Raw genomic sequence first — 15996 nt, forward strand, 5'->3', positions numbered from 1 at the left:
GGTCCGGCACACTCTCCGTATCCACCCATCCCTCTTCAGGAGCCGAGCCGATGTCGCTGCTCGCCAGATTCAGCCTCGCCAACCGAGGGCTGGTCGCCCTCATCGCGGTGGTGGCCACGGCGTTCGGAGCGTTCGCCGTACCGTCGCTCAAGCAGCAGCTGCTGCCGTCGCTGGAGTTCCCGGCCGCGTTCGTGGTGGCCGCCTACCCCGGCGCCGGCCCGGAGATCGTCGAATCCCAGGTCACCGAGCCCATCGAGAACAGCCTTCAGGGCATCCCGGGGCTGGAGGAGGTCACCTCGACCTCCCGCGAGGGCTTCGCGACCGTCCAGGTGCTCTACGAGTTCGGCACCGACCTGGACGACGTGGTCAACAAGATGCAGACCGCGTTGAGCCGGATCGACACGCAGCTGCCGGAGAACGTCGACCCGCAGGTCATCGCGGGCAGCACGGACGACCTGCCGGCGGTGGTGCTGGCCGCGTCCGGCGGCGACGACCAGCGCGCGCTCGCCGAGCGGCTGCGCGGCACGGTGGTGGCGGACCTGGAGGCGATCGACGGGGTCCGGTCGGTCGACGTCACCGGCACCCGGGACCAGGTCGTGGTGATCACCCCCGACCCGGCGAAGCTGGCGGCGGCGAAGCTCCAGCCCACCGCGATCGGCGCCGCGCTGAAGACCAACGGCGTGACGATCCCGGTCGGCACGGTCACCGACGGCACCGAGGCGCTGCCGGTGCAGGTCGGCACCCCGCTCGGCACGCTGGACGACCTGCGCGGCATCGTGGTCTCCCCGGCCGCGGGCAGGACCGGCCCGGTGCTGCTGGGTGACGTGGCCAGCGTCGCCGAGCAGACCGCCCCGGCCACCGCGATCACCCGGACCAACGGCAAGGACAGCCTGGGCATCGCGATCACCGCGAGCCCGGACGGCAACGCGGTGGAGATCTCCCACGAGATCCGGGACCGGCTCGCCCAGCTGCGCGAGGCCTCCGGCGCCGAGCTGACCATCGTCTTCGACCAGGCGCCGTTCGTCGAGAAGTCCATCGAGAGCTTGACCACCGAGGGCCTGCTCGGCCTGGTGATGGCGGTCGTGGTGATCCTGGTCTTCCTGCTGTCGGTACGGTCCACCCTGGTCACCGCGGTGTCCATCCCGCTGTCCGTGGTGGTCGCGCTGATCGCGCTCTGGATCGGCGACTACTCGCTCAACCTGCTCACCCTGGGCGCGCTGACCATCGCCGTCGGCCGGGTGGTGGACGACTCGATCGTGGTGCTGGAGAACATCAAACGGCACCTGGAGTACGGCGAGGAGAAGATCCACGCGATCCGCGCCGCCGTCCGCGAGGTCGCCGGCGCGGTGACCGCGTCCACCCTGACCACGGTCGCCGTGTTCGCCCCCATCGCCCTGGTGGGCGGGTTCGTCGGGCAGCTCTTCGCGCCGTTCGCGATCACCGTCACGGTGGCCCTGCTCGCCTCGCTGCTGGTCTCGCTGACCGTCATCCCGGTGCTCGCCTACTGGTTCCTGAAGCCGAAGGGCGGCACCCCGGACGACGAGGCGGTCCGCCGGGCGGCGGAGGAGAAGGAGCTGCGCAGCCCGTTGCAGCGGGCGTACCTGCCGGTGATCGGGTTCGCCACCCGGAAGCGGGCCACTCGCTGGATCACCCTGGGGCTCGGCGTGCTGGTGCTGTTCGGCACGTTCGGCCTGTCCCGGCAGCTGGAGACCAACTTCCTGGACGACTCCGGCCAGGACACCCTGAGCATCCGCCAGGAGTTGCCGGTCGGGACCGGGCTGGCCGGCACCGACGCGGCGGCCCGACAGGTCGAGGCGGTGCTGAAGCGGACCGCGGGCGTCGAGACGTACCAGCTGACCGCCGGGGCCGGCGACACCCCGTGGGCGGGCGGCGGCGGCAACAACGTCGCCACCTGGTCCCTCTCGCTCGGCGACGACACCGACGCCAAGGAGATGCGGGGCATCCTGCGCAAGGAGTTCGACGCTCTCGGCGCGGGCGCGGGCGAGTTCAGCTTCGGTGGCGGGCAGGGCGCGGCGGCCAACCAGATCGAGGTGGTCGTCCAGGCCAGCGACCCGGCGACGCTGGACCGGGCCGCCAAGGAGGCGGAGGCGGCGCTGGCCGGCGTCGCCGGCGTGGAGGACGTCGCCAGCAGCCTGGCCGCCGAGGTGGAGCGGGTGGAGGTGACCGTCGACCGGGTCGCCGCCGGCCGGTTCGGCCTCACCGAGGCGGCTGTGGGCCAGCTGGTGTCGCAGGCCTTCCGCGGCGCCCCGCTCGGCCAGGTGACGCTCGACGGCGGGCAGCGGGACGCGGTGCTGCGGCTGTCGGCCGTGCCGCCGACCACCGTGGAACAGCTGCGCGCGCTGCCGGTCGGCCCGATCAAGCTGGACGACATCGCCGACATCGCCACCACCGCCGGGCCCCAGCAGGTGACCCGGATCGACGGTGAGCGCAGCGTCTCGGTGACCGGTACGGCCACCGGCTCCAACCTCGGCGCCACCAGCCAGGAGCTGCAGCGCCGGCTGGACGACATCGACGTGCCGGGTGCGACGTTCCGCATCGGCGGCGTCAGCGCCGACCAGGAGGAGGCCTTCGCCGACCTCGGGCTGGCGGTGCTGGCGGCGATCGCGATCGTCTTCCTGATCATGGTGGCGACGTTCCGGAGCATCACCCAGGCGCTGATCCTGTTGATCTCCATTCCGTTCGCCGCCACCGGCGCGATCGCGTTGCTGCTGGGCACCGGCACCCCGCTCGGCGTGCCGGCGCTGATCGGTGTGCTCATGCTGGTCGGCATCGTGGTGACCAACGCGATCGTGCTGCTGGACCTGGTCAACCAGTACCGGGCCCAGGGCCTCGGGGTCGCCGAGGCGGTCATCGAGGGCGGCCGGCGGCGGCTGCGGCCGATCCTGATGACCGCGGTGGCCACCATCTTCGCGCTGCTGCCGATGGCGTTCGGGCTCACCGGCGAGGGTGGCTTCATCTCCAAGCCGCTGGCCATCGTGGTGATCGGCGGTCTGCTCAGCTCCACGCTGCTGACCCTGATCCTGGTGCCGACGCTCTACGCGATGGTGGAGCACACCAAGGAGTCGATCCGGCAGCGGCGCCAGCGCCGTCGCGGCGGGCCCAGCCCGGCCACCCCGGTCGAGTCGACCGAGCCGGCCGACGGCGGGCAGTCCGCGGCGGAGCGGGCGCCGGCACCCGTCCCGGCCGGCGAGGCCGCCGACCGGGAGCGCACCGAGCCGGCGACCCCCCCGGCGCCGTCGGCCGCGCTGGTGGACGGCACCGACCAGTTCGAGGTGCTGCGGCTGCCGAAGAGCCGCACCTCGCCACTGCCGCCGACCGAGTGACCCGGTAGCACCGCAGACGCCCCCGACGGGTCTCCTGTCGGGGGCGTCTGCTGTCCGCGCTCCGACGGTTCGGCGGTGGCCCGGCGGGTAGGGTCCGGTCCGTGGCGTCCACCCTCTCGGTCCTCACCCGGAACCGGAACTTCCGCAACCTCTTCCTGGCCGAGCTGGTGGTCTTCGGTGCCGACTGGTTCGTCATGGTGCCGCTGCTGGTGCTCCTGCCGAAACTGACCGGCAGCGGGGTGTGGGGCGCGCTGGTGCTCGCGGTGGACACCGGGATCGTGGCGCTGCTGCTGCCGTACACCGGCACGGTGGCCGACCGGTTCGACCGGCGGAAGATCATGATCGCGGCGAACGTCGCCGCGCTGCTCGGCGTGCTGCTGCTGCTCGGTGTCCGCAGCGCCGGCACCGCGTGGCTGGCCCTGCTGGGCATCGGTGTGGTGGCGGTGGCCAAGGCGTTCTACTCCCCGGCGGCCCAGGCCGCCCTGCCCAACGTCCTCGAACCGGACGAGTTGGCCGCCGGCAACGCCGTGGCCGGGTCGGCCTGGGGCACCATGACGATCGTCGGCGCTTCGCTCGGCGGCGTGCTCAGCGGGGAGGTCGGCCCGTACGCCTGCTTCTGGGTGGCCGCGGTCGGCCTGGTGCTCGCGGCCGGCCTGGCCGCGTTCATCCGCCGGCCGTTGCAGGCGCCGCGGGAGAGCGGGCGGCCGACGCCGCAGACCTGGGCGGCGGTCGGCGAGGCGCTGGGCTACATCGGGCACCGGCCCCGGGTGCTGGCGCTGGTCACCGTGAAGTCGGCGGTGGGCCTGGGCAACGGCGTGCTGACCGTCTTCCCGTTGCTGGCCGGGGTGTACGGGGCCGGCTCGGCGGGGACCGGCCTGCTCTTCGCGGTCCGCGGGGCCGGCGCGCTGGTCGGGCCGATCCTGATGCGCCGGGTGCTCACCAACCGGTCCTGGCTGCTGCCGGGCCTGGCCCTGTCGATGTCGCTGTACGGGCTCTCCTACCTCGGCATCTCGCTGGTCGACTGGTTCCCGCTGGTGCTGGCCCTGGTCTTCGTCGCCCACTTCGCGGGCGGCAGCAACTGGGTGATGTCGAACTTCGCCCTGCAGGGCGAGGTGCCGGACCGGCTGCGGGGGCGGGTCTTCGCCACCGACATGATGCTGGCGACGCTGGCCATCTCGGTCAGCCAGCTGGTGGTGGCCGCCGTGGTGGACACCGTGGACGAGCGGGTGGTGCTGGCCGGCTGCGGCCTGGTCACGCTGGTTTACGCGGTGGGCTGGCGAATCGCCACCCGGCGGCTGTCGCTCTCCGACCCGGTCGCCGAGCCGGACCCGACCACCGTCCGGTGACCGCCGGCCGCACGCCCGCCGGTGAGCCGTCGCGGGTCCCAGGGTGCGGACGGCGGTCCGTGGTGTCGGTACCGGGCCATAGCATGAGCGCGTGCCGACGACTTTCGCGCCCGGGCCGGTCCGGGTCCGGGTTCCCGCCACCAGCGCCAACCTGGGGCCGGGCTTCGACGCGCTCGGGCTGGCCCTGACGCTCTACGACGACGTGGCGGCCGAGGTCACCTCGGGCGGCGTGGCGGTGACCGTGACCGGGCAGGGCGCCGGTGAGCTGCCGGCCGACGACCGGCACCTGGTGGTGCGGGCCATGCGGGTGGCCTTCGACGCCCTCGGCGCGCAGCCGCCCGGGCTGGCGGTCGAGTGCGTCAACCGCATCCCGCAGGCCCGCGGGCTCGGGTCCTCCTCGGCGGCGATCGTGGCCGGGGTGCTGCTGGCCCGGGCCCTGGTGGCCGACGGCGAGCGGCGGCTCGACGACGCCGGCGCGCTGCGGCTGGCGGCCGAGCTGGAGGGCCACCCCGACAACGTCGCTCCCTGCCTGCTGGGTGGGTTCACCCTGGCCTGGACGGAGCCGTCCGGTGCCCGGGCGGTGTCGCTGCCGGTCGCCGAGGGCGTCCGCCCCACCGTGTTCGTGCCCGAGGAGCGGGGCCTGACCGCCTCCGCGCGGGCGGCGCTGCCGGCGACCGTGCCGCACGGCGACGCGTCGTTCAACGCCGGCCGGGCGGCCCTGCTGGTGCACGCGCTGACCACGGATCCCGCGCTGCTGCTGCCGGCCACCGCCGACCGGCTGCATCAGGCATACCGCGCGCCCGGCATGCCCGGCACCGCCGCCCTGGTCGATGCGCTGCGTGCGGCCGGTGTGGCGGCTGTGGTCAGTGGGGCGGGGCCGACGGTGCTGGCGCTGGCCGAGCCGCCGGAGAGTTTCCAGGCGGGAACAGGTTGGCAGGTTCTGCGGTTGCAGTCAGACGTAGGCGGAGCACAGGTCGCCCGGGGTAGACTTGGACACGCGGAGCGGGACCCTGTTGCCGCAGGTCGGAAGAGTTGATTACGCTCTAGACCTAGCACAGCCGCGAAGCATGCGATCTCCTGCGGGTCGGCGCACCCCCGAAGCTCTCGGCGGTAAGCCCGTCACCCCTGCCTAGGCCCACGCCGCACCGCAGTTTCCACAGGTCGCCGCAGACGGCGAGACCTGCTCACCGACGCTGGTGAGTCGGGAGACCGACCGGCTGCTGTGTCACAGACTCCCGCGACGCGTCCATGCGAGGCGGGTGCACCGAGGCCGCCCGGCCACCTGCTGTTCGACTCCGGGCAGTCCCGGCCTATCGAGGGAAGGAATCCATTGAGCGACACCACCGACGTGACGTCGGATGTTTCCAACGTCGCTGGCGATGCCACCACCGCCGCTCCCGCCCGTCGTCGGCGTAGCGGCACCGGTCTGTCGGCGATGCTGCTGCCAGAGCTGCAGAGCCTGGCCGCGTCGCTCGGCATCTCCGGTACGGCTCGCATGCGCAAGGGCGAGCTGATCAGCGCGATCTCCGAGCGGCAGGGCGGCGCCGCCGCCGGGACCCCTCGACCGCGGGCCGAGGTCGCGGCAGCGGCCGCTCCCGCCCGTGACGAGGTCCACGCCGAGGTACGGGAGACCGGCGAGCGGCCGGAGGCCGAGCGGCGTACCGCGGAGACGCCTGCGGCGCCGGCGGCCGCCGAGCCCGAGGGCCGGGGCCGGTCCCGGCGCAGCCGGGCCGCCGCCGCCGAGGCGCGGGCCGAGGAGGCCACCGCCGAGACCGGCGAGCGGGCCGAGCGCGGCGAGGGCCGCGGCGGTCGCGACCGTGCCGAGCGGGGCGAGCGGACCGCCGAGCGCGGTGAGCGTGCCGATCGGGCTGAGCGCGGCGAGCGGGCCGAGCGGGCTGAGCGCGGCGAGCGAGCTGAGCGGGCCGAGCGCGGCGAGCGGGCCGAGCGCAACGAGCGTGGCGACCGTGGCGAGCGGGGCGACCGCAACGAGCGGGGCGAGCGCGCCGAGCGGGGCGAGCGCAACGAGCGGGGCGAGCGCAACGAGCGGGGCGACCGCGGGCAGCGCGCCGAGCGTGACAACGACTCCGACGACGAGGGCGAGGGCGGCGGCCGGCGTGGCCGGCGCAGTCGGTTCCGCGACCGTCGGCGGGGCCGGGGCGAGCGCGCCGAGGGCGGCGACGGCGGGCGCGAGCCGCAGGTCAGCGAGGACGACGTGCTCGTCCCGGTGGCCGGCATCATCGACGTGCTCGACAACTACGCCTTCGTGCGGACCACCGGCTACCTGGCCGGCCCGAACGACGTCTACGTCTCGATGTCCCAGATCAAGAAGTACGGCCTGAGGCGCGGTGACGCGATTACCGGTGCGGTGCGCGCGGCCCGGGACGGCGAGCAGCGGCGGGACAAGTACAACCCGCTGGTCCGGCTGGACACCATCAACGGGATGGAGCCCGACGAGGCCAAGCGCCGGCCGGAGTTCTACAAGCTGACCCCGCTGTACCCGCAGGAGCGGCTGCGGCTGGAGACCGAGCCGCACATCCTCACCACCCGGGTGATCGACCTGGTCATGCCGATCGGCAAGGGCCAGCGGGCACTCATCGTCTCGCCGCCGAAGGCCGGTAAGACGATGGTGCTGCAGGCGATCGCGAACGCGATCACCCACAACAACCCGGAGTGCCACCTGATGGTGGTGCTGGTCGACGAGCGGCCCGAAGAGGTCACCGACATGCAGCGGTCGGTGAAGGGCGAGGTCATCGCGGCGACGTTCGACCGTCCGCCGCAGGACCACACCACCGTCGCGGAGCTGGCGATCGAGCGGGCGAAGCGACTGGTCGAGCTGGGCCACGACGTGGTCGTGCTGCTCGACTCGGTGACCCGGCTCGGTCGGTCGTACAACCTGGCGGCGCCGGCCAGCGGCCGGATCATGTCGGGTGGTATCGACTCCACCGCGCTCTACCCGCCGAAGCGCTTCCTCGGCGCGGCCCGCAACATCGAGAACGGCGGCTCGCTGACCATCCTCGCCACCGCGCTGGTGGAGACCGGGTCCATGGCGGACACGGTCATCTTCGAGGAGTTCAAGGGCACCGGTAACGCGGAGCTGAAGCTGGACCGGAAGATCGCCGACAAGCGGACCTTCCCGGCCATCGACATCCACCCGTCCGGCACCCGCAAGGAGGAGATCCTGCTCGCGCCGGAGGAGCTGGCCATCGTCCACAAGCTCCGCAAGGTCCTGCACTCGCTGGACTCGCAGGCGGCCCTGGACCTGCTGCTCGACAAGCTCAAGCAGACCCGGACCAACATCGAGTTCCTGATGCAAATCGCCAAGTCGACGCCGGGGGAGTGACCCTCCCCGGGTGACGGACGACAAGGGGCACGGCCGTTCGGCCGTGCCCCTTCGTCGTGTCGGCGGCCACCGGCCGTTCAGCTTCCCGCCGGTGACCACGCCCGGTCGAGTGCCGAAGTTTTCCTTCGGTTCAGTCGTGGAGTATTGAAACTTCTATTCACTGTCCGGTTGACTGTCGTCCATGCGTACCCGCAGACGATCCGCCCGGCTCGCCGGCGTCCTGCTGATGACGCCGTTGCTCACCCTGGCCGGCCCCGTGCCGGCGACCGCCGGGGCACCGGCCCCCGACCGCTTCGCCACCGCCGCCGAGGACGCGCCGCGCGCCTCCTCCCATCCCACGGACTCCGTGACGCTGGCCGGCGACCCCGCCGCGAGCACGGCGAGCGCCGGGGCGCCGACCGGCGTGGAGCCGGCCGGCGGCCTGGAGACCACGAAGACCACCCGGCCGGTCGCTCCCGGCCTGGAACTCACCTCGTTCGACCGGTACGACGCGGATGGCTGGCTGCGCGCCGACGCGCTCACCGCCGACCTGACCGGCGGCGTCACCGTCGACTACGTCAACTCCGGCGTGGTGAGCCGCGCCGAGCCGCTCCGCGGGTCGGTGGACGCCGCCCGCGCCGTCGCCGCGGTCAACGGGGACTTCTTCGACATCAACAACTCCGGCGCCGCCCAGGGCGTCGGCATCCAGAGCGGCAAGCTGGTGCAGTCCGCGGTCAGCGGGCACCGCAACGCCGTCGCGATCACCACCGAGGGCCTCGGCCGGGTGATCGAGGTGAACTTCGACGGCACCGCGACGCTGCCCACCGGGCCGGTACCGCTGACCCAGTTCAACAACATGGTCCAGACCAACGGCATCGGCGTGTTCACCGCGCTCTGGGGTTCGTACACCCGGGAGCGGGCGGTCGCCGGAGCCGGTCGGGTCACCGAGGTCGCGGTGGTGGACGGCCGGGTGGCGAGCGTGGGCACGACGGCCGGCAGCGGGCCGATCCCGGCCGGCACCACCGTGCTGCTCGGCCGCGAGGCCGGCGCCGACGCGCTCGCCGGGCTGCGCCCCGGCGACCCGGTGGACGTCGCCTACCAGCCCAAGCCGGCCGACGGCAGCACCCTGCACGCGGCGGTCGGCGGCGGCAACGTGCTGGTCCGCGACGGCGTGGTGCAGAGCATCGCCGACGCGTCGCTGGCGCCGCGGACCGCTGTCGGGTTCTCCGCCGACGGCCGCCGCATGATCATGCTCACCGTGGACGGCCGGCAGGTCGACAGCCGTGGCGTCACGCAGACCGAGATGGGCCGGATGATGGCCGAACTCGGCGCGCACCACGCGCTGAACCTGGACGGCGGCGGCTCATCGACGCTGCTCGCCCGGGAACCCGGCGCGGCCGCCGTGCAGGTCGAGAACAGCCCGTCGGACGGCACCGAACGCGCCGTGCCCAACGGTCTCGCGCTCTACGCGCCGAAGGGCAGCGGCCGGCTCACCGGCTACTGGCTGGAGACCGCCAGCGACCCGACCACCGCGCCGGGCGTCTCCCCGGTGCGTGGCGGCCGCCCCGACCGGGTCTTCCCGGGCCTCACCCGGCGGCTCACCGCCGCCGGCCACGACGAGACGTACGGCCCGGCGGCCGGCACGCCGAAGTGGCGGGCCAACCCGGCGGTGCACGGCGTCGTCGACGCCGACGGCCGCTTCCGGGCCGGACTGCCCGGCCGCACCACCGTCACCGCCTGGCGTGACGGGGCCAGCGGCACCCTCGACCTGACAGTGCTCGGGCCGCTGGCCCGGATCGACTCCACCGTGGACCGGGTCGGGCTGACCGCCACCGGCGGCACCGCGCTGTTCGGCGTGGTCGGCTACGACGCCGAGGGCAACACCGCCCCGATCGAGCCCGCCGACCTGCGGCTCGACTACGACCGGGAGTTGCTGACCATCACCCCGACCGCGGACGGCAACCTCTCCGTGACCGCCCGGCGGGACACCGGTTCCGCCCTGGTCACCGTCCACGTCGGCCGGAGCAGCACTGTCGTGCCGGTCACCGTCGGGCTCACCGACGTGCCGGTGGCCACCTTCGACGACGCCGCGTCCTGGCGGTTCAGCCAGGCCCGGGCCAGCGGCGCGGTCGCCCCGGCGCCCGGTCGCACCGGCACCGGCCTGCGGATGACGTACGACTTCAGCCAGTCCACCGGCACCCGGGCCGCGTACGCCGACCCGCCGGCCTGGATCCCGGTCGCCGGACAGCCGCAGGCGTTCGGCATGTGGATCCACGGCAACGGCACCGGCGAGTGGCCCAGCCTGCACCTGCACGACGCGCAGGACACCCAGCACGTGCTGCGCGGCCCGTACATCACCTGGACCGGCTGGCGGTACGTCGAGTTCGCCGTGCCGGCCGGGGTGCAGTACCCGGTGCGGATCCGCCGGTTCTACGTGGCGGAGACCAACGCCGCCGCGCAGTACCAGAGCCAGGTGATCATCGACGACCTGGTGGCCCGGGTGCCGCCGACGGTCGACGTGCCGGTCGAGGCGCCGCGTACCGACCGGGTGGTGCTGCGCGACGGCGGCGTCGACGGCGCGCCGTGGCGGTTCGCGGTGCTGTCCGACGCGCAGTTCGTCGCCGCCGACCCGGACAGCGACCTGGTCGCCCAGGCCCGCCGTACGCTGCGCGAGGTGAAGGCGGCCCGACCGGACTTCCTGGTGATCAACGGTGACTTCGTGGACACCGCGTACCCGGCGGACTTCGCGCTGGCGAAGCGGGTGCTGGACGAGGAGCTCGGCGGGGAACTGCCGTACTACTACGTGCCGGGCAACCACGAGATCATGGGTGCCCCGATCAGCAACTTCCGGGCCGCCTTCGGCGACACCGAGCGGGTCTTCGACCACAAGGGCACCCGGTTCGTCACGCTGAACTCGTCCACCGGCTCGCTGCGCGGCGGCGGCTTCGACCAGGTCCGGATGCTGCGCGAGGCGCTGGACTCCGCGGCCGGCGATCCAGCCGTCGGCTCGGTGGTCGTGCTGCACCACCACCCGCCGCGCGACCCGAGCCCGGCCGAGGCCAGCCAGCTCGGCGACCGGAAGGAGGCGGCGCTGCTGGAGCAGTGGCTGGCCGACTTCCAGCACCGCACCGGCAAGGGGGCGCTCTTCGTCGGCGGGCACGTCGGCACCTTCCACGCCGACCGGGTCGACGGGGTCCCGTACGTGATCAACGGCAACTCGGGCAAGAACCCGTCCACCCCGGCGGACCAGGGCGGCTTCACCGGCTGGACGGAGTTCGGGGTGGACCCGGTGAGCCCGGCCGAGGCCGACCGGGCCCGCCGCGACCCGCTCGCCGAGGGGCCGCGCTGGGTGAGCGCCGAGACGCACGCGCACGTCGATCAGCTCGCGCTGGCGGCGCCGGGGACCGTCGCGGTCGGCGCACCGGCGACCGTCACCGCCACGGTCACCCAGCCGGGTGGACGTACGGTGCCGGTGGCCGCCCCGGTGAGCGCGGACTGGTCCGCCTCGCCGAACCTGCACATCGGCTCGGCCGCCGGCCTGCGGCCGTGGCACGTGGCCCGCTTCGACCCGGCCACCGGGCGGCTCACCGCGCTGCGTCCGGGCGCCCAGGTCACCCTCGCCGTCGAGGTCAACGGCGCACGGGCGCAGGCGAGCATCGCCCTGACCGCGGCGACGGCGGCGGAGGCGCCCGCCGCCTGACCGCGCACCGGTGGGCTCTCCGCGGACCGCGGGGAGCCCACCGGGGTCAGAAGTCGCCCTCGGCCACCTGGAAGACGGTCAGGCCGAGGTCGCGCCACATCCGCACCACCTGCTGGCGGTCGTCGAAGACGCCCACCACCCGGTACCGGTCGCGGATCTCGCGCTCGTAGATCTCCCGCTTGACGATCGAGTCCCTGCGCGAGTCGCCGATCGCCCGCAGGTGCAGGGCCAGGTACGGCACCCGCACGTGCCGGGCCAGCCACGCCTCGGTGTCGGCCCGGGCCGAGGCGTCCCGGCCGGAGCAGAAGACCACCCCGTGGCCGGCGGCGTGCATCGCCCGCACCGCCGCGATCACCGCCGAGTTCGGCGCGTCCTCGCCGACCCGGGTCATGTCGTACGGGCTGCGCGAGACGTTCAACGCCACCGTGCCGTCGATGTCGACCAGCACGATCTCGGGCGGCTCGGCGGACGGTGGGTGCACCCGGGCGGGGCGGCCGGTGCGGGCCTGCGGCACCGGCAGCGGCAGGGTGCGCCCCTCCAGGTACCGCTCGTGCAGCCGGCGGATCGCCGCCTCGCCGACCCGGTCGGCCGCCGGCCGCTCGGCGTCCCGGCGCAGGCACTCGGCCAGCGGCACGTCGGTGAAGTCGTGCACCTCGAACTCGGCGCCGTACCGGGCGGCCAGGTCGGCCCAGTCGCGCAGCGTCCGGGAGCGCAGGTTGGTGTCGTCCACGCAGACGTCCGCCCCGGCCCGCAGCAGCGTCTCCACCTGGGCCCGCTGCACCAGCGTCACCTGCCACTCCGCCCGCTGGGTGAAGAGCCGCTCGCCGTGCAGCATCCGGCGCAGGTCGTCCCGGTTGACCCGGACCACCCCGGGTTGCAGGGTGCGGGCGAAGGTGGTCTTGCCCGAGGCGGGCAGTCCCCGGGTCGCGATCAGGCGGGCCATCACTCACTCCGGTTGGTTCGGACGGGCGGGCCGGAAGCGCTCGCCGGCCGGGGCCTCCGGCCGACGCGATCAGCGGGCCGGCGTACCCCGGACGGGGCACGGCCGCGCCCGGCCGTCCCGGGGTGAATGCCCCGCCAGGCGGCGGGAATGCGACGGGGCGGGCCGGTGTTGTCGATGCCGGACCCGCTGTGCGGCCCGGTTGCCGGGTCGGCGTAAGCCCATGGCACACTGGTCAATCGGCCACCGGTTCCGGTTCACGCCCGAGCCCGTCGCGAGTCGCGGCGGGTGGCGACGGCGACCCGGCGACCACCGACGAGAGGACCGAGGCGACATGAAGCCCAACATCCACCCGGAGTACGTGACCACCGACGTCACCTGCTCCTGCGGCAACACCTTCACGACCCGCAGCACCGCCAAGGGCGGCTCGATCCACGTCGAGACCTGCAGCGCCTGCCACCCGTTCTACACCGGCAAGCAGCGCGTGCTCGACACCGCCGGCCGGGTCGCGAAGTTCCAGCAGAAGTACGCCAAGGTTCAGGCCAAGAAGGGCAAGTAACTTCTCGTTCGGCGCCCGCGTCCGGTTTCCTGCCGGACGCGGGCGCCGTCCGTATGTGCACCGGTCCGTCGCGTCGAAGGAGCAACCCCAGCATGAGCAGTGAGCGCCTGGCCGCCCTCCTCGACGAGTACGCCGAGCTGGAGAAGCGGCTGGCTGATCCGGCCATCCACGCCGACCAGGGCACCGCCCGGCGGGTCGGTCGGCGGTACGCCGAGCTGGTCCCGCTGCACAAGGCCGCCGGCGAGCTGGAGCAGGCCCGAGCCGACCTGGCCGCCGCCCGCGAACTGGCCGCCGAGGACCCCGCCTTCGCGGCCGAGGCCGAGGCCATCGCGGCGTCCCTGCCGGCGCTCGAGGAGCGCCTGGCCGAGCTGCTGATCCCGCGCGACCCGCACGACGCCAAGGACGTGATCGTCGAGATCAAGGCCGGCGAGGGTGGCGAGGAGTCCGCGCTCTTCGCCGCCGACCTGCTCCGGATGTACACCCGGTACGCCGAGCGGCGCGGCTGGCTGACCGAGGTGATCGACGCGCAGGACTCCGACCTCGGCGGGGTGAAGGACGTTTCGCTGGCGATCAAGACCAAGGGCGTGCCCGAGGGGGGCAACGGCGTCTGGTCGCGGCTGAAGTGGGAGGGCGGCGTGCACCGGGTGCAGCGCGTCCCGGTCACCGAGTCGCAGGGCCGGATCCACACCAGCGCGGCCGGCGTGCTGGTGCTGCCGGAGGCGGAGGACGTCGACGTCACCATCGACCCCAACGAGCTGCGGATCGACGTGTTCCGCTCGTCCGGCCCGGGTGGGCAGTCGGTGAACACCACCGACTCGGCGGTGCGGATCACCCACCTGCCGACCGGGATCGTGGTCTCCTGCCAGAACGAGAAGTCCCAGTTGCAGAACCGCGAGCAGGCCATGCGGATCCTGCGCGCCCGGCTGCTGGCGGCGGCCCAGGAGCAGGCCGACGCGGCCGCCGCGGACGCCCGCAAGGCGCAGGTCCGCACGGTGGACCGCTCGGAGCGGATCCGCACCTACAACTTCCCGCAGAACCGGATCACCGACCACCGGATCGGCTACACCGCGTACAACCTGGACCTGGCTCTCGCCGGTGACCTGGACGGCGTGCTGGACGCCCTGACCGAGGCCGACCGCGCCGCCCGCCTGGCCGGCGACCCCGAACTAACCCGCCGCTGACCCCTGCCCCGTCGGACGGGTCAGGAGGCGCGGGGGCGGGCCTTGGCGCGGAGCATCTCCCGGTCGGCGATCTCGAAGGCGGTGCCCAGCGCGTCGCGCAGCCCGGTGCCCGAGCCGGAGACCTCGGCGAACCCGATGCTCACCCCGACCGGGGTGCCCGGCACCAACGACTCCCAGTCCTCGGTACGCACGGCGGCCTCGATCCGGCGGGCCACCTCGGCGGCCTCGGTCATCCCCGCGCCGGGCAGCACCACCACGAACTCGTCGCCGCCGTAGCGGGCCACGAAGTCGCCCCGGCGCATCACCCGGTTGATCACCCCGGCCACCCGTTGCAGCACCAGGTCACCGGAGTGGTGCCCGTGCCGGGTGTTCACCGCCTTGAAGCCGTCCAGGTCGCAGACGCCGATCACCACCTGCTCGCCGCGGGCGACCACGGCGGCGATGTAGCGCTCCAGGCGGCGGCGGTTGGGCAGCCCGGTCAGCGGGTCGGTCAGCGCCTCACCCTCGTAGCGGGCCGCCTCGCGGCGCATCTCCTCGTGGTCGATGCGGGCGGCGATGCCGTCGATGTAGACGTCCCGCAGCCGGTCGTTGCGCTGGGCGGCGAGCCGGAACGCCAGCCGGTCGGCCCGGTGCGCCGCCGCGTGGTCGCCGGCCCGGGCCAGCGCGATGCTGCGCAGCCGGGCTGGTTCGGCGGCACCGAGCGTCTCGCTGGAGACCCGGACGGACTCCAGCCGGGTGACCGCCTCGATCGGCCGCCCCTCGGCGATGGCCAGGCACACCTGGCCGAGTTCGCGCATGTCCCGGGCGCGGGCGCTGTCCCCGCCGTGGCCGAGCAGCCGGGCCGGCGCGGCGTCGGTGCCCACCTCCAGCCGGTCGCCCAGCGCCGCCTGCCGGGCGGCGGCGTAGCCGTACGCGGCGAGGCTGCTCGGGCGCAGCCGCCCGGCACGCCCGCCGCGGATGAACCGGCCGAGGTCGGCGGCGACGTCGCGGAGCACCCGCAGGCAGCCGTCGCTGTCGCCGTTGTGGTCCAGCGCCACCGCGTTGCGCAGCCGGATGCCCGGCGCGGCGAAGGTCTCCTCGGGAATGCCGGCCGCCTGCCCGAGCTGGCGGGCCCGCTCGATGGCCCCCAGGGCGTAGCCGTGGAAGCTGAGGTAGGAGTAGGCCATCGCGAGGTCGTGCCAGCCCCAGGCGGTGTCCCGGTCGGGGTCGTCCACCGCGCCCAGCGCCCGGGCGGATTTGACCAGGTGGGTGACGCAGCGGTCCAGCGCGCCCTGGTGGTGCGCGGCGAGCGCGGCCAGCGCGTTCAGGTGCCCGTGCAGGTAGGGCTCGGCGAGGTCGCGGACGGCGCCGGAGGCCTCCTCGATGGCCCGGGTGAACTCCGCGGTGCGGCCCAGGTTGATCAGCGCGGAGAGCCGCTGCACCAGCGCGTCGGCCCGGGCGTACGGGTCGCTGGTGCTCCGGATCACCCGGTCGACCACGCTGTACGCCTCGGCGGACCGGCTCGCCTCCTGCAAGGCCCGGGACTGCCGCAGGGCGTCAACCTGGTCGGTGACCCGGTCGAGCCAGCCCACTCGCGACCTCCTGTCGGTGTGCGTCGGCACGCACCC

At 74.0% G+C, this 15996-nt stretch carries 9 protein-coding genes; 7 read left to right on the forward strand and 2 right to left on the reverse strand.

Annotated elements, in window-relative coordinates; genetic code table 11:
- The first annotated feature begins 50 nt into the window (after window positions 1-50).
- From DLJ47_RS12440 to DLJ47_RS12460, 5 genes are all read left to right on the forward strand, one after another.
- A complete protein-coding gene (locus DLJ47_RS12440) occupies window positions 51-3344 on the forward strand; it encodes an efflux RND transporter permease subunit (RefSeq protein WP_109900190.1) in 3294 nt (1097 codons plus the stop codon).
- Between the two features lie 101 nt (window positions 3345-3445).
- On the forward strand, window positions 3446-4690 hold the full coding sequence (locus DLJ47_RS12445; protein ID WP_109900191.1) for an MFS transporter: 1245 nt from the start codon (window positions 3446-3448) through the stop codon (window positions 4688-4690).
- A gap of 91 nt (window positions 4691-4781) precedes the next feature.
- The gene (thrB, locus tag DLJ47_RS12450) at window positions 4782-5726 is read left to right on the forward strand and encodes a homoserine kinase (protein WP_109900192.1); all 945 of its coding nucleotides are present in this window, start codon (window positions 4782-4784) and stop codon (window positions 5724-5726) included.
- Between the two features lie 294 nt (window positions 5727-6020).
- A complete protein-coding gene (rho, locus tag DLJ47_RS12455; RefSeq protein WP_109900193.1) occupies window positions 6021-8030 on the forward strand; it encodes a transcription termination factor Rho in 2010 nt (669 codons plus the stop codon).
- A gap of 181 nt (window positions 8031-8211) precedes the next feature.
- Window positions 8212-11709, forward strand: coding sequence for a phosphodiester glycosidase family protein (locus DLJ47_RS12460; RefSeq protein ID WP_109900194.1), 3498 nt, complete (start codon window positions 8212-8214; stop codon window positions 11707-11709).
- Window positions 11710-11755: 46 nt separating this feature from the next.
- Here the strand turns inward: DLJ47_RS12460 and DLJ47_RS12465 are convergent, their stop codons facing one another.
- Complete coding sequence (locus DLJ47_RS12465) at window positions 11756-12652, reverse strand: phosphatase domain-containing protein (protein ID WP_109900195.1); 897 nt, start codon at window positions 12650-12652, stop codon at window positions 11756-11758.
- Window positions 12653-12983: 331 nt separating this feature from the next.
- On the opposite strand from DLJ47_RS12465, the gene rpmE reads away from it, so the two are divergent.
- Window positions 12984-13208, forward strand: a complete 225-nt coding sequence (gene rpmE / locus DLJ47_RS12470) for a 50S ribosomal protein L31 (protein ID WP_109900196.1) — start codon at window positions 12984-12986, stop codon at window positions 13206-13208.
- A gap of 92 nt (window positions 13209-13300) precedes the next feature.
- Window positions 13301-14389, forward strand: a complete 1089-nt coding sequence (prfA, locus tag DLJ47_RS12475) for a peptide chain release factor 1 (RefSeq protein WP_109900197.1) — start codon at window positions 13301-13303, stop codon at window positions 14387-14389.
- 20 nt (window positions 14390-14409) lie between these two features.
- Here the strand turns inward: prfA and DLJ47_RS12480 are convergent, their stop codons facing one another.
- On the reverse strand, window positions 14410-15960 hold the full coding sequence (locus DLJ47_RS12480) for a GGDEF domain-containing protein (protein ID WP_109900198.1): 1551 nt from the start codon (window positions 15958-15960) through the stop codon (window positions 14410-14412).
- Window positions 15961-15996: the final 36 nt, after the last annotated feature.

Source organism: Micromonospora sp. S4605 (assembly GCF_003176715.1).
Taxonomy (GTDB): Bacteria; Actinomycetota; Actinomycetes; order Mycobacteriales; family Micromonosporaceae; genus Micromonospora; species Micromonospora echinaurantiaca.

What these genes read in the sequence shown, in the direction of transcription:
- DLJ47_RS12440 (WP_109900190.1), top strand. Translation starts at nt 51, where the DNA reads ATGTCGCTGCTCGCCAGATTCAGCCTCGCCAACCGAGGGCTGGTCGCC.
- DLJ47_RS12460 (WP_109900194.1), top strand. Translation starts at nt 8,212, where the DNA reads ATGCGTACCCGCAGACGATCCGCCCGGCTCGCCGGCGTCCTGCTGATG.
- DLJ47_RS12465 (WP_109900195.1), bottom strand. Translation starts at nt 12,652, where the DNA reads ATGGCCCGCCTGATCGCGACCCGGGGACTGCCCGCCTCGGGCAAGACC.
- rpmE (WP_109900196.1), top strand. Translation starts at nt 12,984, where the DNA reads ATGAAGCCCAACATCCACCCGGAGTACGTGACCACCGACGTCACCTGC.
- prfA (WP_109900197.1), top strand. Translation starts at nt 13,301, where the DNA reads ATGAGCAGTGAGCGCCTGGCCGCCCTCCTCGACGAGTACGCCGAGCTG.